Source organism: Streptomyces sp. NPDC090108 (assembly GCF_044747185.1).
In the GTDB taxonomy this organism is placed as follows: Bacteria; Actinomycetota; Actinomycetes; order Streptomycetales; family Streptomycetaceae; genus Streptomyces.
The window spans coordinates 41260-62274 of record NZ_JBIVDQ010000001.1 but is presented as its reverse complement, the minus strand read 5'-3'; the positions used below and the strand labels follow the sequence as shown (position 1 = coordinate 62274).

The window sequence follows — 21015 nt, the reverse complement described above, 5'->3', positions numbered from 1 at the left end:
CAAGGCCTGGAGCCCGCCGTTCACGGGACTCGGATCTTGATCCACGACTTGGGGTTGCACAGCAGATGACTGCGATTTCTCTCGGCATGCCGTCCGTTCCGACCAAGCTCGCCGAGCGCCGGAAGAGCCGGCAGATCCAGGTCGGATCCGTGGCCGTCGGCGGGGACGCGCCCGTCTCGGTCCAGTCGATGACGACGACCCGTACGTCGGACATCGGTGCCACCCTGCAGCAGATCGCGGAGCTGACGGCGTCGGGCTGCCAGATCGTGCGGGTGGCCTGTCCGACGCAGGACGACGCGGACGCGCTGGCGACGATCGCGCGGAAGTCGCAGATCCCGGTGATCGCGGACATCCACTTCCAGCCGAAGTACGTGTTCGCGGCGATCGAGGCGGGCTGTGCGGCGGTCCGGGTGAACCCGGGCAACATCAAGCAGTTCGACGACAAGGTGAAGGAGATCGCGCGGGCCGCGAACGACCACGGCACGCCGATCCGTATCGGGGTCAACGCGGGTTCGCTGGACCGGCGTCTGCTGCAGAAGTACGGCAAGGCCACGCCGGAGGCGTTGGTCGAGTCGGCGCTGTGGGAGGCGTCGCTGTTCGAGGAGCACGACTTCCGCGACATCAAGATCTCGGTCAAGCACAACGACCCGGTCATCATGATCGAGGCCTACCGGCAGCTCGCCGCCCAGAGCGACTACCCGCTGCACCTCGGCGTCACCGAGGCCGGCCCCGCCTTCCAGGGCACCATCAAGTCGGCCGTCGCCTTCGGCGCCCTCCTCTCCCAGGGCATCGGCGACACCATCCGCGTCTCCCTGTCGGCCCCGCCGGTCGAGGAGGTCAAGGTCGGCCTCCAGATCCTGGAGTCCCTGAACCTCAAGCAGCGCGGTCTGGAGATCGTCTCCTGCCCGTCCTGCGGCCGTGCCCAGGTCGACGTCTACAAGCTCGCCGAAGAGGTCACCGCCGGTCTCACCGGCATGGAGGTCCCGCTGCGCGTCGCCGTCATGGGCTGCGTCGTGAACGGCCCCGGCGAGGCCCGCGAGGCCGACCTCGGTGTCGCCTCCGGCAACGGCAAGGGCCAGATCTTCGTCAAGGGCGAGGTCATCAAGACCGTCCCCGAGTCGAAGATCGTGGAGACCCTCATCGAGGAGGCCATGAAGCTCGCCGAGCAGATGGAGGCCGACGGCATCGCGTCCGGCGAGCCCTCGGTCTCGGTCGCCGGCTGACCGTACGTCCCGCGGCCCCGCACCCTCGAAAGGGCGCGGGGCCGCGTCGCGCTTCCACGCGGGTCTGCCCCGCGGGCTCGGTGCCACCCCCTCAGGGGCGCGGGGAACCGCGCGGGCGACCCGGGACCACCCGCGGCCACCCCTTGATCAGAACCCCCGAGCTCATGGGCGCACCGCGGAAGCGGCGCGGCTATAGTGCGGAGATCAGCAGAACCCCCAGCGTGAGGCCCCGCACGTGTTGACCCAGACCACCTCACGGGTGCTCGATCCGAGCGACCTGGATGCCGCGCTCGCCGTCCTCGACCGCGAGCCGGTCGTCAACGCCTTCGTGGCCGCCCGGGTCCGTATCGCCGGTCTCGACCCGTGGCGTCTCGGCGGCGAGATGTGGGGCTGGTACGAGGACGGCATGCTGACGTCCCTGTGCTACGCGGGCGCCAACCTCGTCCCCATCTGCGCCACCCCGCGCGCCGTGCGCGCCTTCGCCGACCGCGCCCGCCGGGCCGGGCGCCGCTGCTCCTCCATCGTCGGCCCCGCCGAGGCCACCGGCGAGCTCTGGCGCCTGCTGGAACCGCACTGGGGCCCCGCCCGCGAGGTCCGCGCCCATCAGCCGCTCATGGTGACCGACCGCGCGTCCGCCGACATCGCCCCGGATCCCTACGTACGCCGCATCCGCAAGGACGAGATGGAAGCGATCATGCCGGCGTGCGTGGCGATGTTCACCGAGGAGGTCGGCGTCTCCCCGCTCGCGGGCGACGGGGGACTGCTCTACCAGGCCCGTGTCGCCGAACTCGTCGGCGCCGGGCGTTCCTTCGCCCGCCTCGACGAGCAGGGCAAGGTCGTCTTCAAGGCGGAGATCGGCGCCGCGACCGCGCACGCCTGCCAGATCCAGGGCGTCTGGGTCGCCCCCGAGCACCGGGGCAAGGGCCTGGCCGCCCCCGGCATGGCGGCCGTCCTGCAGTACGCCCTCGCCGACGTGGCCCCGGTGGTCAGCCTCTACGTCAACGACTTCAACACCGTGGCGAGGCGGACGTACCGGCGAGTGGGCTTCCAGGAGGTCGGCGCGTTCATGAGCGTGCTGTTCTAGCTCCCGCCCCGGCCGTGGCCCGCCCCGCTCCGCGTCCCGGCCGCCCCGCCCCGCGCCGTGGCCCGCCCCCCTGCCGTGGCCCGATCCCGCTCCGGTCCGCCGCCCGCCCCTCCGCCGGCCCGTCCCGGCACCGCGCCGCCCTCCGTCGGCCGAGCCCCCACCATGCCGCCCGCCGTCGTGCTCGTCCCGGCACCGCGCCGCCCCGCCGTCGGCCAAGCCCGCACCGCGCCGCCCCGCCGCCGGCCGACCCCGGCACCGTGCCGTCCGCCGTCGTGCCCGTCCCGTCGGCCCCGTCCCGTCCGCCGTCGGCCCCGCACCGCCGTCCGTGCCCCCTGTACGCTCCCGGCATGGACCTCGTGATCGGCACCCTGGACCTCGCCTCCCACGTCGACGAGGCCTTGGCCGTACAGGCCGTCGCCTTCGGGCTCGGGGCCGAGGAGGTCGCCGTACGCCGCCAGATCGTCCAGCGCCACATGCGCTACCCGGGCGCCCGCGCCCTCGGGGCGACGACCTCCGAGGGGCATCTCGTCGGGTTCGTCTACGGCATGCCCAACTCCCGCGACCACTGGTGGTCCACGGTCGTCGCGCCCTATCTCCGCGCGCGGGACAACGACGGCTGGCTGGACGACGCCTTCGTCATCACCGAGCTGCACGTCCATCCCGGCCACCAGAACCGGGGCATCGGACGCCGGCTGATCACCACCATCACCGACAGCGCCGCCGAACCCCGCTCGATCCTCTCCGCGATCGACATCGACAGCCCCGCGCGCGGCCTCTATCACTCCCTCGGCTACGTCGACCTCGCCCGCCGGGTCCACTTCCCGAGCGCCCCGCGGCCGTACGCCGTGATGGGCGCCCCGCTGCCGCTGCGCCGCATGTAGGGGTTCGCCGTCCATAACCGATTTCCGCCGGAACAGCCAGCCCGGCTAACCTCCTAGCCATCACCTTCCCCCGCCCAGGGCGTGCCCGAGCGGGGGGACCATCATCGGCAGGAGTACGAGAAACATGGCGAACGCACCGGTCCAGCGCATGTCCCAGTTGTTGGCGAAGACGTTGCGCGACGACCCGGCGGACGCCGAGGTCCTCAGCCACAAGCTCCTCGTCCGCGCCGGTTACGTCCGCCGCACGGCGGCCGGCATCTGGTCCTGGCTGCCGCTGGGCAAGAAGGTCCTCGCCAACGTCGAGCGCATCGTGCGCGAGGAGATGGACGCCATCGGCGCCCAGGAGGTCTCCCTGCCCGCGCTGCTGCCCCGTGAGCCGTACGAGGCGACCGGCCGCTGGAACGAGTACGGCCAGGAGCTGTTCCGTCTCCACGACCGCAAGGGCGGCGACTACCTCCTCGGTCCCACCCACGAGGAGATCTTCACCCTGCTGGTGAAGGACCAGGCGTCCTCCTACAAGGACCTGCCCGTGATCCTCTACCAGATCCAGTCCAAGTTCCGCGACGAGGCCCGTCCCCGCGCCGGCATCCTGCGCGGCCGCGAGTTCCTGATGAAGGACTCGTACTCCTTCGACACCGAGGACGAGGGCCTCGCGAAGTCCTACGCCCTGCACCGCGAGGCCTACCGGCGCGTCTTCGAGCGCCTGGGCCTGGACTACCGCATCTGCGCGGCCACCGCCGGCGCGATGGGCGGCTCCAAGTCCGAGGAGTTCCTGGCCCCGGCCGAGGCCGGCGAGGACACCTTCGCCGACTGCCCGAACTGCGACTTCGCCGCCAACACGGAGGCGATCACCTACGGCCTGGTGGCCGTGGACGCCTCGGACGTGCCCGCGCTGGAGGAGATCCCCACCCCCGACACCCCGACCATCGAGACGCTGGCCGCCTCCCTCGGCGTGCCCGCCTCCGCGACGCTGAAGAACCTGCTGGTCAAGGTGGACGGCGAGATCGTGGCCGTCGGTGTGCCCGGCGACCGCGAGGTCGACATGGACAAGGTCGAGGCGCACTTCGCGCCGGCGGCCGTCGAGATGGTCACCGAGGCGGACTTCGCCGGCCGTCCCGACCTGGTCCGCGGCTACGTCGGCCCGCAGGGCCTGGGCGAGAAGATCACCTACATCGCCGACCCGCGCGTGGCCCCCGGCACCTCCTGGATCACCGGTGCCAACAAGGAGCACACGCACGCGAAGAACGTCGTCGCGGGCCGTGACTTCGAGGTCGCGGAGTACGTCGACGTCGTCGTCGTGCAGGAGGGCGACCCCTGCCCGAAGTGCGGCACCGGCCTGAAGCTGGACCGCGCCATCGAGATCGGCCACATCTTCCAGCTGGGCCGCAAGTACGCCGACGCCCTCAAGCTCGACGTCCTCGGCCAGAACGGCAAGCCCGTCCGCGTCACCATGGGCTCCTACGGCATCGGCGTCTCCCGCGCCGTCGCCGCCCTCGCCGAGCAGACCGCCGACGACAAGGGCCTGTGCTGGCCCAAGGAGGTCGCCCCGGCCGACGTGCACGTCGTCGCCGCCGGCAAGGCCCTGCAGACCGAGGTCGCGCTCGACGTCTCCGCGAAGCTGGCCGCCGCGGGCGTCCGCGTCCTGGTGGACGACCGTGCCGGGGTCTCCCCGGGCGTGAAGTTCACCGACGCCGAGCTGATGGGTGTGCCGCAGATCCTGGTGGCCGGCCGCCGTGCCGGTGAGGGTGTGCTGGAGCTGAAGGACCGCCGGACCGGCGAGCGCGAGGAGCTGACGGTCGAGGAGGCCGTCGCCCGCCTCACCGCCTGATCCGTGAGGTGAGGCCCCCGCGCGGGGGCCTCACGACGACGCCGGGTGTGCTGGTCCGCGACCGGCACACCCGGCGTCGTCATGTCCGCTGCCGCCCGTCGCAGGCCCGTTCCGGCGGCCCCGCGGGCTACAGCCAGGTCGCGAACTCCAGCAGCAGCTCGGCGTCCTGTTCGCGGCCCACCCGGCGGGCCCGCACCCCGGACTCCACCGCGCGGAACAGGGTCCAGCCGCGCAGCCGCTCCTGGTCCACCTCCAGCGACTCCGCGAGCTTCTTGATCCGGCGCCGGGTGATGGACGGTCCCGAGGAGGTGGCGATCAGGTCCTCGACCCGGTCGCGCACCAGACGGGCCAGGTCGAAGGCGCACTCGCCGACCACCGGGTCCGGGCCCACCGCGAGCCACGGCAGACGCTCCCCGCGCAGCACCTTGCTCTGCCGGAGCGTGCCGTGCAGCAGCCGGTGCTCGGGCGGCGCGGCCAGCAGCTCCTCGCGGACCGCGAGCGCCGTGTCCACCAGCGGTCCCGCCTCGGCGTCGGTCCGGGCGCTCGCCCGCATCGCCGCGGCCTGCCGTCCGGTGCGCTCGGCGACCGTCTCGAAGACCTGGGCCGCCTCACCGGGCGGCGGCTCCACCCACAGGCGTCGCAGCGTGCCCGCGGCCTCCAGCAGGGCCTTGGCCTCGGGCAGCGAGCGCACCGACATGTCGGGGTGCAGCCGCTCCAGCAGCAGCACGCCCTCGGCGGTGTCCGCCGGATCCGTCTCCAGCAGCTGTACGGCGCCCAGGCCGCCCCAGTGCGCCAGTGCCGCCCGCTCGCTCTCGGGCCGGGCCCGGGCGGGGGCCAGCTTCAGCACCGCCGGGGTGCCGTCGTCGCGCCGTACCAGCATCACCAGGCTGCTGCGGCCGCCCGGGACCTGGATGCGCTCCACCGTCAACCCGCGCCGTGCCAGGGCCTGTTCGGCCGCTGCGGGCAGCCTCTGCAGCCACTCGTCCCCGGGCGGCGCCGTCTCACCGGTCGCCCGCACCAGGCGCTGCGGCGGTTCGAAAGCCATGCGCGAGTCGTTCCTTCCTGCTGGTCTGCTGCACGCGGGCCGCCGTACGGATGCCTGCGAGGTCACGCCGGCGGTGTCACGCCGACGGGGCCGCGGAACCGGGTGCCATGGTCGTTGCGGCCGCGTCCGTCGTGCCGGCCCGGCCGGCCGGGCCGCCGGCCCGCTCGGCGAGCCCAGGGAAGGCTACGCCGTCCCCGCTCCAGCGCACCGCCCGCACCGCTGCCTCGCGCAGCGCCGCCGCCGCGGCGCCGCGGCGCGCGCCGGACGTCGCCCGGACCAGGTCCGAGCAGACCCCGGCGATCCCTTCCTCCAGATGCGCGGCGAGCCGTACCGCGGAGGCCGGGTCGGTCACGGGGTAGGGCAGCGCGTACGCGGCGTTCGCGGCCACCGGCGCGGCGCCGAGGTCGCGCACCTGGCGGACCAGCGCGTCCCGGCGGGCCCGGTGGGCGTCGTACGCGGCCTGCGCCTCGGCTCGGCGCTTCCCGCCGATCCGGCCGCCCACCACGCCGTACCCGTACACGGCCGCGTGCTCGGCGGCCAGCGCCGCCTGGAACGCGGCCAGTTCGGCCTTCTTGGCCTCGTCGCTCACTGGTCCCCCTCGCCCGGCGCGGCCGGTGCGGTCAGCAGGTACGCGTGCACGGCTCCCGCGGCGGCCACGGAGGCCATCAGCCGGGCCAGCTCGGCGGGCATGTCCAGCAGGTCGTGCGTCCTGCGGTCGGCGAGCGCACGCTCGGCCGCGGCGAGCGAGGCGAGGGCCTCCTTCGCGGTGGTCGCGCCGGAGGGACCTGTGGTCCCCGTCGCCGAGGGGGTGGCCGGCGCGGACGCGCGGGCGGCCCGGGACGCCGTGGCGGACGGCGTGACCGAGGGGGAGGCGGACGCGGTGGCCTTGGCCTCCTTGCCGCCGAAGGCCTCCACGTGCGCCGCGACCTGGGCGCGCAGCGGGCCAAGCCGGTCCGCGAGCGCGGGGTGGCCGGCGAGCACGACGTCGTAGCGCGCCAGCAGGTCCACGCTGTCCCGGGCCGCACGCGCGCGTGCGCGGGCGAACGCGGACGGGCCGCCGTCCCCGGAACCGGGGCCGGCCGAGCAGCCGGCCAGCAGCAGGGTGGCCCCCGCGGCGGCGAGCAGGGATCTTCTGCGCGGCCCGGAGGGGGTGCGCGACGGTGGGAGGTACGGCACTGCAGACGTCCTCGGGGAACTCGTTGCGGAAGGAAGACCGGCGACCGGCGGCACGCCCGTGATCACGGTACCCGCGCGGGGGTCCAACCGACGTCACCGGCTCAGGGCCGCCCCGGCGGTGCCCGTCCGGGGGTGCGGCGAGCCGGGCGGCCGGGCGCGGGCGGCCCGCTTCCGCCGCGGACCGGGGCCGCCGTCCGGGTCCGCCTCCCGGGCCGGACCCGGACGGCCGGGCCGCACCGCCGCGGGGGTGCGTGGACGGCAACACTCCCCGCGACCGGATACCCTTTGACCTGACACGCGATCCATCCCACAACAGCACACGCGGCCGAGGAGTCACCCGGATGAGCACCACCCAGAGCGAGAGGCTGCGAGAGCTGCTGGAACCGCTCGTCACCTCGCAAGGGCTGGATCTCGAAGAGATCGCCGTGGACTCCGTGGGACGCAAGCGTGTACTGCGCGTGGTCGTCGACTCCGACAACGGAGCGGACCTGGACGCCATCGCCGATGTGAGCCGCGCGCTCTCGGCGAAGCTCGACGAGACCAACGCGATGGGCGACGACGCCTACGACCTGGAGGTCGGGACCCCGGGCGCCGAGCGCCTCCTGACCGAGCACCGGCACTTCGTGCGGGCCGTCGACCGGCTCGTGAAGTTCCAGCTGACCGAGGGCGGCGAGCTCGTCGCGCGGATCCTGGACGTGGACGACGAGGGCCTGGACGTCGAGGTGCCGGGGGTCAAGGGCCGCAAGGCCACGACCCGCAGGCTCGGCTTCCCGGAGATCGACCGGGCGCGGGTGCAGGTCGAGTTCAACCGCAAGGACAAGAAGGACATGAAGGAAGAGGAGGAGGCGTAGCCGTGGACATCGACATGAGCGCCCTGCGGGGCTTGGTCAGGGAGAAGGAGATCTCCTTCGACCTGCTGGTCGAGGCGATCGAGTCGGCCCTCCTCATCGCGTACCACCGCACCGAGGGAAGCCGCCGCCGCGCCCGCGTGGAGCTGAGCCGGGAGACCGGCCACGTGACCGTGTGGGCGAAGGAGGACCCCGAGGACCTCGAGGAGGGGCAGGAGGCCCGCGAGTTCGACGACACCCCCTCCGGGTTCGGCCGGATCGCCGCCACCACCGCCAAGCAGGTGATCCTCCAGCGTCTGCGTGACGCCGAGGACGACGCGACGCTCGGCGAGTACGCCGGCCGTGAGGGCGACATCGTCACCGGCGTGGTCCAGCAGGGCCGCGACCCGAAGAACGTGCTCGTGGACATCGGCAAGCTGGAGGCCATCCTGCCGGTGCAGGAGCAGGTCCCCGGTGAGACCTACGAGCACGGCCTGCGCCTGCGCTCGTACGTCGTGCGCGTGGCGAGGGGTGTGCGCGGTCCGTCCGTGACGCTGTCCCGCACGCACCCCAGCCTGGTGAAGAAGCTCTTCGCCCTGGAGGTGCCGGAGATCGCCGACGGTTCGGTCGAGATCGCGGCCATCGCCCGCGAGGCCGGTCACCGCACGAAGATCGCCGTGCGCTCGACCCGTTCGGGTCTGAACGCCAAGGGCGCCTGCATCGGCCCGATGGGCGCGCGGGTGCGCAACGTGATGGCCGAGCTGAACGGCGAGAAGATCGACATCGTCGACTGGTCGGACGACCCGGCCGAGATGGTGGCGAACGCCCTGTCACCCGCCCGGGTGAGCAAGGTGGAGGTCGTGGACTTCGGTTCCCGCTCCGCACGGGTGACCGTGCCCGACTACCAGCTGTCGCTGGCGATCGGCAAGGAGGGCCAGAACGCCCGCCTCGCCGCCCGCCTCACCGGCTGGCGCATCGACATCCGGCCCGACACCGAGCAGGCCGGGGAGTAGTTCCGGACCGCTGACCGGCCGGATCGCGGTAGATCGAAGCGTGGCAGCTGTTCGATCTTTCCCCTCGGAGGGGTGAGGTCGGTACGGGGAGGTAGACTTAACTGTGTCTGGCCGGACGCATGCCCGAGCATGCCCTGAACGCACCTGTGTGGGGTGCCGGGGGCGGGCGGCCAAGGACGATCTCCTGCGGATCGTGGCGATCGAGGACGCGTGCGTTCCCGATCCTCGCGGTACGCTGCCCGGCCGGGGTGCCTATGTGCACCCCGCCCTGGTCTGTCTCGATCAGGCGGTACGCCGCCGAGCGTTCACGAGGGCACTGCGCGCCCCGGGAGCGCTCGACACAAAGGCGTTGCGCCAGTACGTCGAGCAGACAACAGTTGCTGAGGCAACACCGTAAGAAGAGCCGCGCGGAACCCTGTGCGGCCTGGTACCTCGCGAGTCGAAAGCAGGTCGAGATTGCGATGAGCACTCGATGAGTACGCGATGAGTACGCCCATGAACTAGCGACGGTCCGGCTTCCCCGGACCTCAAAGGAGCGAAGTGGCTAAGGTCCGGGTATACGAACTCGCCAAGGAGTTCGGTGTAGAGAGCAAGGTCGTCATGGCCAAGCTCCAAGAACTCGGTGAATTCGTCCGTTCGGCGTCTTCGACCATCGAAGCGCCCGTAGTACGTAAGCTGACCGACGCCTTCCAGGCCGGCTCCGGCAAGTCCGCCGGCAAGCCTGCCCCGCGCAAGGCCGCCCCCAAGCCCGCCGCGCCCGCCCCGGCGCAGGCGGCACGTTCTGCTGCTCCGAAGCCGGGCGCTCCCCGCCCCGCGCCGGCGCAGCCCGCCGCCCCCGCGGCTCCCGCTGCCCCCGCGGCCTCCGCGCCGGCCTCGGGTCCGCGTCCGGTTCCGGGCCCCAAGCCCGCGCCGCGCCCGGCTCCCGCCGCCCCGGAGTTCACCGCTCCGCCGGCCGCTCCGGCCGCCCAGGCTCCGCAGGCCCCGCAGGCTCCGGCCGCCCAGGGTCCGCGTCCCGGTGGCGCCCGTCCCGGCGCGCCGAAGCCCGGTGGCCGTCCGGCCGCTTCCGGTCAGGGCCAGTCCGCCCGTCCGGGCCAGGGTGCTCCGCGCCCCGGTGGCCAGGGTGCGCGTCCCGGTGCCCGTCCGGCCGGTCCGCGTCCGGGCAACAACCCCTTCACCTCCGGTGGCTCCACCGGCATGGCCCGCCCGCAGGCGCCCCGCCCGCAGGGTGGTCCGCGTCCGGCCGGCGGTCCCGGTGCCCCCGGCGCCGGTCCCCGTCCGCAGGCGCCCGGCGCCCAGGGCGGCGGTCCGCGTCCGCAGGCTCCCGGCGGCTCCCGTCCGTCCCCGGCCGGCATGCCCCGTCCGCAGGGTGCGGCCGGTGGCGGCCCGCGTCCCGGCGGCGGTCCCCGTCCGAACCCCGGCATGATGCCGCAGCGTCCCGCTGCCGGCCCCCGCCCCGGTGGCGGTGGCCCCGGCGGTCGTGGTCCCGGTGCGGGCGGTCGTCCCGGTGGCGGCGGCGGTCGTCCGGGTGGCGGCGGCTTCGCCGGCCGTCCGGGTGGCGGTGGCGGCGGCTTCGCCGGTCGTCCCGCGGGTCCCGGTGGCGGTGGCGGCGGCTTCGCCGGCCGTCCCGGTGGTCCGGGTGCCGGCGGCGGTGGCCGTCCCGGCTTCGGTGGTCGTCCCGGTGGTCCGGGTGCCCGTGGTGGCACGCAGGGCGCCTTCGGCCGTCCCGGTGGTCCCGCGCGTCGCGGTCGCAAGTCGAAGCGTCAGAGGCGCCAGGAGTACGAGGCCATGCAGGCCCCGTCGGTCGGCGGCGTGATGCTGCCTCGCGGCAACGGCGAGAGCATTCGCCTGTCGCGCGGTGCGTCCCTCACCGACTTCGCCGAGAAGATCAACGCCAACCCGGCGTCGCTCGTCGCGGTCATGATGAACCTCGGCGAGATGGTCACGGCCACGCAGTCCGTCTCCGACGAGACCCTGCTGCTCCTGGCCGGCGAGATGAACTACACGGTTCAGATCGTCAGCCCGGAGGAGGAGGACCGCGAGCTGCTCGAGTCCTTCGACATCGAGTTCGGCGAGGACGAGGGCGACGAGGAGGACCTGGTGGTCCGTCCGCCGGTCGTCACCGTCATGGGTCACGTCGACCACGGTAAGACCCGACTGCTCGACGCCATCCGCAAGACGAACGTCATCGCGGGCGAGGCCGGCGGCATCACCCAGCACATCGGTGCCTACCAGGTCGCGACCGAGGTCAACGGCGAAGACCGCAAGATCACCTTCATCGACACCCCGGGTCACGAGGCGTTCACCGCCATGCGTGCCCGTGGTGCGAAGTCGACCGACATCGCGATCCTCGTGGTGGCGGCCAACGACGGTGTCATGCCGCAGACGGTCGAGGCCCTGAACCACGCCAAGGCGGCCGGTGTGCCGATCGTGGTCGCGGTCAACAAGATCGACGTCGAGGGTGCCGACCCGACCAAGGTGCGCGGTCAGCTGACCGAGTACGGCCTGGTGGCCGAGGAGTACGGCGGCGACACCATGTTCGTCGACATCTCCGCCAAGCAGGGTCTGCACATCGACAGCCTGCTGGAAGCGGTCGTCCTGACCGCGGACGCCTCGCTCGACCTGCGGGCCAACCCGAACCAGGACGCGCAGGGCATCTCGATCGAGTCCCGTCTCGACCGCGGCCGCGGTGCCGTGTCGACGGTCCTCGTCCAGCGAGGCACCCTGCGGGTCGGCGACACGATGGTCGTGGGCGACGCCTACGGCCGAGTGCGCGCCATGCTCGACGACAACGGCAACAACGTCGCCGAGGCGGGCCCGTCGACGCCGGTCCAGGTCCTGGGCCTGACCAACGTCCCGGGTGCGGGCGACAACTTCCTCGTGGTCGACGAGGACCGTACGGCCCGTCAGATCGCGGAGAAGCGCGCCGCTCGTGAGCGCAACGCCGCGTTCGCCAAGCGCACGCGCCGCGTGTCGCTGGAGGACCTGGACAAGGTGCTCAAGGCCGGCGAGATCCAGCAGCTGAACCTGATCATCAAGGGTGACGCGTCTGGTTCCGTCGAGGCCCTCGAGTCCTCCCTGCTCCAGCTGGACGTCGGCGAAGAGGTCGACATCCGCGTCCTGCACCGCGGTGTCGGTGCGGTCACGGAGTCCGACATCGACCTGGCGATGGGTTCCGACGCCATCGTGATCGGCTTCAACGTCCGTGCGGCCGGCCGTGCCGCGCAGATGGCCGAGCGCGAGGGTGTGGACGTCCGGTACTACTCGGTCATCTACCAGGCGATCGAGGAGATCGAGGCGGCCCTCAAGGGCATGCTCAAGCCGGAGTACGAAGAGGTCGAGCTCGGTACGGCGGAGATCCGCGAGGTCTTCAAGTCGTCCAAGCTGGGCAACATCGCCGGTGTCCTGGTCCGGTCGGGCGAGGTCAAGCGCAACACCAAGGCGCGCCTCATCCGCGACGGCAAGGTCGTCGCGGAGAACCTCACCATCTCCGGTCTGCGCCGCTTCAAGGACGACGTCACCGAGATCCGCGAAGGCTTCGAGGGCGGTATCAACCTCGGAAACTTCAACGACATCAAGATCGACGACGTCATCGCGACGTACGAGATGCGCGAGAAGCCGCGGGTGTAAGGCCTGCGCTTCGCCGCTGGCCGGCGGGACCCTCGGGTTCCGCCGGCCAGCGCGCCGTTCCTGGGGGCTCCGCCCCCGGACTCCCGGTCCACGCGACCGGAGGTCCGGGGGCGGAGCCCCCAGGTGGGGTGGCGCGACGGACGGCACCGCGGAAACCCTGTCGAGCCACCGGCGGGTACGCGGTACCGTTCTTGGTGTCCCCGGCCATACGGCCCCGGGGCCACCGATCCCGTACCGGCGGGTGAACCGGCAACACACATGTACGTGGGGACTCTGTCCTTCGACCTCCTCCTCGGCGACGTCCACTCGCTGAAGGAGAAGCGCTCCGTGGTCCGCCCGATCGTCGCCGAACTCCAGCGGAAGTACGCGGTGAGCGCGGCCGAGGTGGACCACATGGACCTCCACCGGCGGGCGGTCATCGGCCTCGCCGCGGTATCCGGAGACGCGTCACACCTCACCGACGTACTGGACCGGTGCGAACGGCTGGTCGCCGGGCGCCCCGAGGTGGAGCTGCTGTCCGTGCGACGGCGGCTGCACGGCGACGACGACTGACCCACAGAACAGATCAGGAAAGAACGGGAGACGGACCAGTGGCCGACAACGCGCGGGCGAAAAAGCTGGCGGACCTCATCCGAGAGGTGGTGGCCCAGAAGCTGCAGCGCGGGATCAAGGACCCGCGGCTCGGCACCCACGTCACCATCACGGACACCCGTGTCACGGGTGATCTGCGGGAGGCGACCGTCTTCTACACGGTCTACGGCGACGACGAGGAGCGGAAGGCGGCGGCCGCCGGCCTGGAGAGCGCCAAGGGCATCCTGCGCTCCGAGGTCGGCCGCGCGGCCGGCATCAAGTTCACGCCGACCCTGGCCTTCGTCGCGGACGCCCTGCCGGACACCGCCCGGAACATCGAGGACCTCCTCGACCGGGCCCGGCAGTCCGACGCGAAGGTCCGGGAGACCTCGGCCGGCGCCACGTACGCTGGCGAGGCCGACCCGTACCGGAAGCCGGGCGAGGACGAGACGGACGACAGCGCCGAATGACAGCCAAGCCCACCCCGCCCGACGGCCTGGTCATCGTCGACAAGCCGTCGGGCTTCACCTCGCACGACGTGGTCGCCAAGATGCGCGGGATCGCCCGGACCCGCCGCGTCGGCCACGCCGGCACCCTCGACCCCATGGCCACCGGCGTCCTCGTCCTCGGCCTGGAGCGTGCCACCAAGCTCCTCGGGCATCTCGCCCTCACCGAGAAGGAGTACCTGGGCACCGTCCGCCTGGGCCAGAACACCCTCACCGACGACGCCGAGGGGGAGATCACCTCTTCCACCGACGCCTCCAAGGTGACCCGCGACGCCATCGACGCCGGCGTCGCCAAGCTGACCGGTGCCATCATGCAGGTGCCGTCCAAGGTCAGCGCCATCAAGATCGACGGCGTGCGGTCGTACAAGCGGGCCCGCGAGGGCGAGGAGTTCGAGATCCCCGCCCGCCCGGTGACCGTCTCGTCCTTCACGGTGTACGACGTCCGGGACGCCGTCGCCGAGGACGGCACCCCGGTGCTCGACCTCGTCGTCTCCGTGGTCTGCTCCTCCGGCACCTACATCCGCGCCCTCGCCCGTGACCTGGGTGCCGACCTGGGCGTCGGCGGCCACCTCACCGCGCTGCGCAGGACGCGCGTCGGGCCGTACAAGCTCGACGCGGCGAAGACGCTCGACCAGCTCCAGGCGGAGCTGACCGTGATGCCGGTCGCCGACGCGGCGACGGCCGCGTTCCCCCGCTGGGACGTGGACGCCAAGCGTGCCAAGCTGCTCACCAACGGTGTCCGGCTGGAGATGCCCGACCAGTACGCGGGCGTCGGAGCCGTCGCGGTGTTCGACCCCGAGGGCCGTTTCCTCGTGCTCGTCGAGGAGCACAAGGGCAAGGCGAAGAGCCTGGCCGTCTTCGGCTGACCCGGATCCGCCCACGGAAGCCGGCCCGGTTCGTCCGGGCCGGCTTCGGCGTTTCTCCGGGCCCGGCCGGTCCGGCCCCCGGGCCCCGCCCTCTGGCCGGCTCCCGGGCCCGGTCGGTCCTGCGCCTCCCGTGGAGCGGCGGGCACGGGGTGCGTGCCACTGCCCGCCGCTCCGCGGTCCCCCCTCGGTTCCCCCACCCCTAGGGTTATCCAGCCACTCCCGCCTATTCACCCGTCCGGGCAGGCGCTCGGAGTGAACAGGGGGAGCGGAAGGGGGCGCTTTCGCATCGTGAGCTGTCCCGCCGATCAGCGCGCACCTACCGTCGAGCACGGACGAGGACGGACGAGGGTGCGGGCGGCGACGCGGGTGCGGGTGCGCGGGCGGGAAGGTACGGCGATGACGGGACGGTACGCCGACCGCGCGGGGGGCATCGGGAGCGCGGGGCGCGCCGAGGGTGCCGGTCACATCGGGGGCGCGGGGCGTGCCGGGGGCATCGGCAGCGCTGGTCGCGTCGACGGCGCCGGTCGCGATGGTCGCGCAGAGGGCATCGGTCGTACCGAGGGCATCGGCCGCGTTGGTCTCGCCGGAGCCGGTGGCGGTGTGCGTGGCGATGGCGGTGCCGGTGTGCGTGGCGATGCCCCTGCCGATTCCGGGGACCGGGCCGCCGGTGTCCTCGAACCTCCCGTCGCGGCCCTCGTGCGGATCCGGGACCTGGCCGGCCGCCCCCGCGGCGTCGGCTTCCTCGCCGATCACCATGGCACGCTCCTCACCAGCCACGAGGCCGTCGACGGCCTCGCCCGGTTCGTGCTGCGCGCCCCCGGCGGCCGGACCCGCGTCATCGACGCCCGCGCCGCCGGAGCGGTCCTCCCGCTGCCCGGACTCGGCCTGGCAATCGTCCGCACCGAGGGCCTGGAGGCCGACCCCCTGCCGCTGACCGCGCGGGAGCGGATCGACGCCGGCACGTACGTCATGGTCGCCGCGGGCCGCTGGCGGGAGGCACGGGTGCTGGCCTCGGCGCAGGTGACGTACACCGCCACGGAGGGCTGCCACCTCCTGGACGACGTCATCGAGCTGGCGATCGGCACGGCCGGCCGCGACGCGCTCCGGCCGGGCGGCGGCGCGGCCGGCGGGCCCGTGCTCGACGCACGGACCGGGGCCGTGCTCGGCGTCCTCGGCACCGCGCTGCGCTCCGGGCGGCGCGACGACTGCTTCGCCGTACCGCTGCGCACCCCGGCCCACGCGGACGGGCACGTGGACGAGCACGCGCACGGACACGCGGACGGGGCGGGCGGCCACGAGGACGGACCCGAGAACCAGGGCGGCGACGAGGACGGCCGCGAGGACGGGCCCGAGGGTCAGGACGGCGACGGGCACGGCGGCGGATGCGCGGGCCACCATGCGGAGGACTCCGCCGCCCGCGCGGCGCTCGACCGGCTCCTCGCCCGCAACGCGGCCACCGTGCCCGCCTACGGCGCCGACCTCAACCTGGCCGCGGTCCTGGAACTGACCGCGACCTCGGTGGGCCAGGACGGCCCGCCGAGCTCCCCGGGCGCCGGCACCGCCCCGGACGGCCACGCGCCGCCCGCTCCCGTGCGGCCGGTCGAGCGGCCCCATGTGACCAGGGAACTGGCCGTCTTCACCCAGGGCCCCCGCTCGGTGCTCGGCCTCGTCGGTCCGCCCGGCAGCGGCCGTACGACCGAACTCGCCGCCCTCGCCGCCCGCCGCGGCCGGGACGACCGGCCGGTCGCGGCCCTGTGGCTGCGCGGCGCCGATCTGCGCGGGGACGACGCCTGCGTGGCCGACGCCGCGCGGCGCGCGCTGGAGCGCGCCGCCAGGATCGTCGCGGCCTCCCGAGGCGTCACCGCAGGCGCTCTCGGCGACCTCGCCCCCGAACGCCTGGCCGGGATCGCCGCCCGCTCCGGCCGTCCGCTGCTGCTCCTCCTCGACGGCCCCGAGGAGATGCCGCCCCTCCTCGCCCACCGGCAGACCGAGTGGACCGGGGCGACGGCCGCGTGGCTGCGCGCGACCGGGGTGCAGCTGGTGGTGGCCTGCCGGGAGGAGTACTGGGAACACGCCGGCGCCGTGTTCCCCGCGGACCTCCTGCACTCCCCGGCGGACCCGCCCGGCCCCCTTCCGCCCTGCGTCCGTCTGACCGGCCTCACCTCCGGCGAGGCCCGCCTGGCCCGCGCCCGCCACGGCGTCCCCGACGGCGCCCTCACCGGCCGTGACGCCCGGCACCCGCTCGCCCTGCGGCTCCTCGGCGAGGTCCGCTCGGCTCTCCCCTCCGCCCCGCCCGCTGTTCCCGTGGACCGGCACGACCTCTTCGCGGCCCACCTCGACCTCATGTGCCTGCGCGTCGCGGTCCGCCTCGCCGCCGCCAACGGCGTGCGCGGCACGGCCGTACGACGCCTCGCCACCCGCGTCGCCGGGCAGGTGCACGAGGCCGCCCGGCGCAGCCTGGGGCCCGGCCAGGGCGCGGTCGACCGGGCCTCCTTCGAGGCCGTGTTCCCCTGGGGGACCGCCCCGGCCCGGCTCGGCGGCGGCACCGGCTGGGCCTCCGCCGTCCTCGCCGAGGGCCTCCTGGTCCCGGCAGGTGACGGTTACCGCTTCGCGCACGAGGAACTGGCCGACTGGCTCCAGGGCACGCACCTCGACCTGGAGGAGGCCCTGCACGCCCTGGTGCACCGTCCCCGCACCCCGGGGGGAGCGCATCCCCTGCCCGTGCCGCACCACCGCGTCGGCCCGGTGGCGCAGGCCCTGCTCCTGTACGGCCGCCAGTACGGCCCCCGGCAACTCTCCTTCCGGCTGCGCGAGTTGGCCGACGCCCTGGACCTGGTCCCGACGTCCTGGTGGGCCGCCCGGCTGCTGGCCCACACCCTCGGACGCGTTCCGGACGCCACCCCGTACCGCGAGGTGCTGCGCCTGCTCGCCGAGCGGGTCGTCGCCTGGCGCCGGGACCACCGCCCGGTCCCCGCCGAGTTCGCCCCCGCCTTCTGGACCGACCTGCCACTCGCCCACCCCGACCGCCTCGAACTCCTGCGGCACCTGGTCCTGGCGGACGGGGCGCGGGAGCCGGGTGACGAGGTGCCGGGGGACGAGGTGCCAGGTGACGAGGTACCGGGGGACAGGGAGCATCGGGAGGCGGGAGGTGCCGGGACGGAGCGGGACGCGCGGATCAACGCCGGAACGGAGTGGGGGCCGGCCGACGGGAACGGCGGCGAACGGTATCTCGACGCGGTCGCCCGGCTGCTCGCCGCCGAGCCCACCGCCGTACAGCCCTGCCTCACGCACTGGTTCGACGACGAACGGCCGCTGCCCGCCGCCCCGCACGCCACGGTGGCGACCGCCGCGCAGGCGCTGCTGCACACGCACCGGCACGGGGCCCTCGACGACCTGACCGAGGCGCTGGCGGAACGCGCCCATCCCCGGGCCGACGAGCTGCTCGCCGTCCTCGCCGAGGAGGAGCCCTCGGCGGTGTGCCGCGCGGTGGACCGCTGGGCGCGCGACGGGCGTCCCGGCCGCCGGGACGCGGCGATGGCGCTGGCCCCCCGCGCGGCCCGCCACGCCCGCTCCACCGCCGACCGCGCGCTGCTGCGCCACGCGGCGGAGACGGTCCTGGAGGCCGCCGCCTGCTGCCCGGACTGCGGCGAGGAGGCGGGTACGGCTGCCGGGGCGGCGCGGGGGGACGCCGGGCTGCACGGAACTCCGCACGGCGACGGTCCGCGGCGGGGCGCCGCTCGGGACAGCGTCCCGTACGACGCCGCTCCGCGGGAGCGTGCCGGTCGGAGCGGTGCCGTTCACGGTGGCGTTCCGCGACAGGGTGGTGGCCGGAGCGGTGCCGCGTACGACGGCGTCCCGGAGACTGGTGATGGCCGGGGCGGTGCCCTGTACGGCGGTGTTCCAGGGGAGGGGGCCGGTCGGGGCGGTGTCCCGCACGACGGCGTTTCGCGGGCCGGTGCCGGCCAGGGTGGTGCTCCGTACGGCGGCGCCCTCGTGATTCTGGTGCTCGACCCGGACACACGCGACCGGTATCTGCCGCGAGCTCTGCGCCACTGCGCCGACGGCGATCCCCGTGTCCCGGCCGCCGCGCTCGTCCCGGCTCTCGCCACCCACCCCGGTCCGGTTCTGGACGCCTTCCGCACCCGCCTGCGGGGCGCCCCCGACACCGGGGAGACGTTCCAAGCACTCGCCGGCGTCACCTCCTCCGCGCTCGCCCGCCGGGTCGCCGTCCTCGTCCGGGAGACCGCCGCCCGGCGCCCGGACACCGCCGAGCACGTGGCCGCGTACGTCGGCCGATGGCTGGACCGGGGTCCCACCGCCCGTTCCGTCCTGCTGCCCCTCGTCTCCGGTCTCCTCGGTGACGCCGCCACCCAGGTCCGCACCGCCCTCGCCGGCGTGCTGGGAGGCCACGGCACCCCGTCCTCCCACCCCCTGCGCCGCGAACTGCTGGACCTCCTGCTCGCCCGGGAGGAGGATCCGGCCGTCCTGTTCACCGTGCTGCGCACGGCGGCCCAGGACCTGGGGGAGCGCGACCGGCCGGAACCGTCCGGTGGGGACGCCGCTCGGGCCCACGACCCTGCCACGGGCGGCCACGCGCAGTCGTCCGGCGGGGCCACCGTGCCGGGTGACGGGCCCACGCCGGGCGACCGAGTGGACTCGCCCAGCAGGGACACGGCCCCCAGCGACGGACAGGCGTCGGCCGGGCACACGCTGGCCGGGCACGCGCTGGAGGGGCACACGTCGGCCGGGCACACGCTGGACGGACACACGTCGGCCGGGCACACGTCGGCCGGGCACGCGTCGTACGAACACGCGCCGGAAGGCCACGCGGGCGGGGCCTTCCGGGACGACGAGGTGCGCGGGCTCGTGCATCGCACCGGCCTCCTGCTCGGCCGCACTCCCGAAGGCGCCGCCCGCTTCGACGCGGGCCTCGTCGACCTGGCCCGGCACGTGCCGGGCTTCGCCGCGCGGATGGCCCGCTGGACGGCCGACGGCCCGGACGACTGGACGGCGGTCGTAGGCCCCGGCACCCGTCGCCTGATCGAGGTCCTGGCACGGGTGCGCGTACCGGCGTGACCGACGGGCCCGCCGGTCGGGACTTGCCGGGCCCACCGGTCGTGAGGGCAGCGCGCACCGGTCGTGACCCACCGGCCCACGGCCGTGACGACAGCTCACGCCGGTGGTGACCGTCACACGCACCCGGCACGGCCGTTCCCGCGCCCGTCACCGGCCCTTCCCGAACGTGCGCCCGGTCACAGCCACGATGCCGATGCGGGGCCGAGGCGGCGGGCATGGCACCCTTAGACCTGCACAAGAGTCAAGGTAGACACGGACACGGGTTCGAGGAGCGGTCACAGTGCAGCGCTGGCGTGGCTTGGAGGACATCCCCCAGGACTGGGGGCGCAGCGTCGTCACCATCGGTTCCTACGACGGCGTGCACCGCGGCCACCAGCTGATCATCAAGCACGCCGTGGACCGCGCCCGGGAGCTGGGCGTCCCGGCGGTCGTCGTCACCTTCGACCCGCACCCCAGCGAGGTCGTGCGCCCCGGTAGCCACCCGCCGCTGCTCGCCGCGCACCACCGCCGTGCCGAGCTGATGGCGGAACTGGGCGTCGACGCCGTTCTCGTGCTGCCCTTCACCACCGAGTTCTCGAAGCTGTCGCCGGCCGAGTTCGTGGTCAAGGTCCTGGTGGACAAGCTGCACGCCAGGGCCGTCGTCGAGGGCCCGAACTTCCGCTTCGGCCACCGCGCCGCCGGGAACGTGGACTTCCTCGCCGAGCAGGGCAAGGTCTACGACTTCGAGGTCGAGATCGTCGACCTGTACGTCTCCGGAGAGGCGGGCGGCGGCGAGCCGTTCTCCTCGACCCTGACCCGCCGCCTGATCGCCGAGGGCGAGCTGACCGGCGCCCGGGAGATCCTGGGCCGCCCGCACCGCGTCGAAGGCGTCGTCGTGCGCGGCGCCCAGCGCGGCCGCGAGCTCGGCTTCCCCACGGCGAACGTGGAGACCCTGCCGCACACCTGCGTCCCCGCCGACGGCGTCTACGCCGGTTACCTGCACGTCGAGGGCGAGGCCATGCCGGCCGCGATCTCCGTGGGCACGAACCCGCAGTTCGACGGGACCGAGCGCACGGTGGAGGCGTACGCCATCGACCGCGTCGGCCTCGACCTGTACGGCCTGCACGTCGCCGTGGACTTCCTCGCGTTCGTGCGCGGCCAGGCGAAGTTCGAGTCCCTCGACGCCCTGCTGGAGCAGATGGCCGAGGACGTCGAGCGCTGCCGGCGGATCGTGGCCGCGGAGGCGTAGTCCCGCTCCCGGGCTTACGGGCCCCGCCCCACGAACGGAACACACGAAAGGGCGGCCGGTGCACT

Annotated in this window: 16 protein-coding genes; 12 read left to right on the top strand and 4 right to left on the bottom strand. The window is 74.0% G+C overall.

What is annotated here, in order from left to right:
• Positions 1–65 precede the first annotated feature (65 nt).
• The 4 genes from ispG to ACIPRD_RS00215 all read left to right on the top strand — a co-directional run bounded on the left by ispG (position 66) and on the right by ACIPRD_RS00215 (position 5016).
• Positions 66–1223, top strand: a complete 1158-nt coding sequence (gene ispG, locus ACIPRD_RS00230; RefSeq protein ID WP_330460134.1) for a flavodoxin-dependent (E)-4-hydroxy-3-methylbut-2-enyl-diphosphate synthase — start codon at positions 66–68, stop codon at positions 1221–1223.
• Between the two features lie 235 nt (positions 1224–1458).
• The gene (locus ACIPRD_RS00225; protein WP_356410562.1) at positions 1459–2307 is read left to right on the top strand and encodes a GNAT family N-acetyltransferase; all 849 of its coding nucleotides are present in this window, start codon (positions 1459–1461) and stop codon (positions 2305–2307) included.
• A gap of 347 nt (positions 2308–2654) precedes the next feature.
• Positions 2655–3188: a GNAT family N-acetyltransferase gene (locus ACIPRD_RS00220; protein WP_356410565.1), complete on the top strand. Its 534-nt coding sequence runs from the start codon at positions 2655–2657 to the stop codon at positions 3186–3188.
• A 124-nt stretch (positions 3189–3312) separates the two neighbouring features.
• Positions 3313–5016: a proline--tRNA ligase gene (locus tag ACIPRD_RS00215; RefSeq protein ID WP_356410568.1), complete on the top strand. Its 1704-nt coding sequence runs from the start codon at positions 3313–3315 to the stop codon at positions 5014–5016.
• Between the two features lie 127 nt (positions 5017–5143).
• Here ACIPRD_RS00215 and ACIPRD_RS00210 read toward each other — a convergent pair whose 3' ends face one another.
• From ACIPRD_RS00210 to ACIPRD_RS00200, 3 genes are all read right to left on the bottom strand, one after another.
• The gene (locus ACIPRD_RS00210) at positions 5144–6061 is read right to left on the bottom strand and encodes an aminoglycoside phosphotransferase family protein (protein ID WP_356410571.1); all 918 of its coding nucleotides are present in this window, start codon (positions 6059–6061) and stop codon (positions 5144–5146) included.
• 76 nt (positions 6062–6137) lie between these two features.
• Positions 6138–6650: a ferritin-like domain-containing protein gene (locus ACIPRD_RS00205; RefSeq protein WP_356410574.1), complete on the bottom strand. Its 513-nt coding sequence runs from the start codon at positions 6648–6650 to the stop codon at positions 6138–6140.
• The gene (locus tag ACIPRD_RS00200) at positions 6647–7237 is read right to left on the bottom strand and encodes a hypothetical protein (protein WP_356410577.1); all 591 of its coding nucleotides are present in this window, start codon (positions 7235–7237) and stop codon (positions 6647–6649) included. The genes ACIPRD_RS00205 and ACIPRD_RS00200 overlap by 4 nt, the downstream gene beginning before the upstream one ends.
• Positions 7238–7578: 341 nt before the next feature.
• Here ACIPRD_RS00200 and rimP point away from each other — a divergent pair, with 341 nt between their 5' ends.
• The 7 genes from rimP to truB all read left to right on the top strand — a co-directional run bounded on the left by rimP (position 7579) and on the right by truB (position 14646).
• Positions 7579–8088 (top strand): ribosome maturation factor RimP, encoded by a 510-nt coding sequence (gene rimP, locus ACIPRD_RS00195; RefSeq protein ID WP_356410581.1) that lies wholly within the window; start codon positions 7579–7581, stop codon positions 8086–8088.
• Positions 8089–8090: 2 nt separating this feature from the next.
• The gene (gene nusA, locus ACIPRD_RS00190; RefSeq protein WP_356410584.1) at positions 8091–9077 is read left to right on the top strand and encodes a transcription termination factor NusA; all 987 of its coding nucleotides are present in this window, start codon (positions 8091–8093) and stop codon (positions 9075–9077) included.
• 103 nt (positions 9078–9180) lie between these two features.
• A complete protein-coding gene (locus ACIPRD_RS00185) occupies positions 9181–9474 on the top strand; it encodes a YlxR family protein (RefSeq protein WP_356410587.1) in 294 nt (97 codons plus the stop codon).
• Positions 9475–9617: 143 nt separating this feature from the next.
• The gene (gene infB / locus ACIPRD_RS00180; RefSeq protein WP_401558672.1) at positions 9618–12704 is read left to right on the top strand and encodes a translation initiation factor IF-2; all 3087 of its coding nucleotides are present in this window, start codon (positions 9618–9620) and stop codon (positions 12702–12704) included.
• Between the two features lie 258 nt (positions 12705–12962).
• Positions 12963–13256, top strand: a complete 294-nt coding sequence (locus ACIPRD_RS00175) for a DUF503 domain-containing protein (RefSeq protein ID WP_356410592.1) — start codon at positions 12963–12965, stop codon at positions 13254–13256.
• A 38-nt stretch (positions 13257–13294) separates the two neighbouring features.
• Positions 13295–13744 carry a 30S ribosome-binding factor RbfA gene (gene rbfA / locus ACIPRD_RS00170; RefSeq protein WP_356410595.1) on the top strand — a complete coding sequence of 150 codons (450 nt, stop codon included), beginning with the start codon at positions 13295–13297 and terminating at the stop codon, positions 13742–13744.
• Positions 13741–14646, top strand: a complete 906-nt coding sequence (gene truB / locus ACIPRD_RS00165; protein WP_356410598.1) for a tRNA pseudouridine(55) synthase TruB — start codon at positions 13741–13743, stop codon at positions 14644–14646. The genes rbfA and truB overlap by 4 nt, the downstream gene beginning before the upstream one ends.
• A 3797-nt stretch (positions 14647–18443) precedes the next feature.
• Here truB and ACIPRD_RS00160 read toward each other — a convergent pair.
• Positions 18444–19400 (bottom strand): hypothetical protein, encoded by a 957-nt coding sequence (locus ACIPRD_RS00160; RefSeq protein WP_401559972.1) that lies wholly within the window; start codon positions 19398–19400, stop codon positions 18444–18446.
• 602 nt (positions 19401–20002) lie between these two features.
• On the opposite strand from ACIPRD_RS00160, the gene ACIPRD_RS00155 reads away from it, so the two are divergent.
• The gene (locus tag ACIPRD_RS00155) at positions 20003–20950 is read left to right on the top strand and encodes a bifunctional riboflavin kinase/FAD synthetase (protein WP_356410601.1); all 948 of its coding nucleotides are present in this window, start codon (positions 20003–20005) and stop codon (positions 20948–20950) included.
• Positions 20951–21015 lie beyond the last annotated feature (65 nt).

Bases quoted from the DNA above. Each gene is read 5' to 3' on its own strand.
- ispG (WP_330460134.1), top strand. From the start codon at position 66: ATGACTGCGATTTCTCTCGGCATGCCGTCCGTTCCGACCAAGCTCGCC.
- ACIPRD_RS00220 (WP_356410565.1), top strand. From the start codon at position 2,655: ATGGACCTCGTGATCGGCACCCTGGACCTCGCCTCCCACGTCGACGAG.
- ACIPRD_RS00215 (WP_356410568.1), top strand. From the start codon at position 3,313: ATGGCGAACGCACCGGTCCAGCGCATGTCCCAGTTGTTGGCGAAGACG.
- ACIPRD_RS00210 (WP_356410571.1), bottom strand. From the start codon at position 6,061: ATGGCTTTCGAACCGCCGCAGCGCCTGGTGCGGGCGACCGGTGAGACG.
- rimP (WP_356410581.1), top strand. From the start codon at position 7,579: ATGAGCACCACCCAGAGCGAGAGGCTGCGAGAGCTGCTGGAACCGCTC.
- ACIPRD_RS00175 (WP_356410592.1), top strand. From the start codon at position 12,963: ATGTACGTGGGGACTCTGTCCTTCGACCTCCTCCTCGGCGACGTCCAC.
- truB (WP_356410598.1), top strand. From the start codon at position 13,741: ATGACAGCCAAGCCCACCCCGCCCGACGGCCTGGTCATCGTCGACAAG.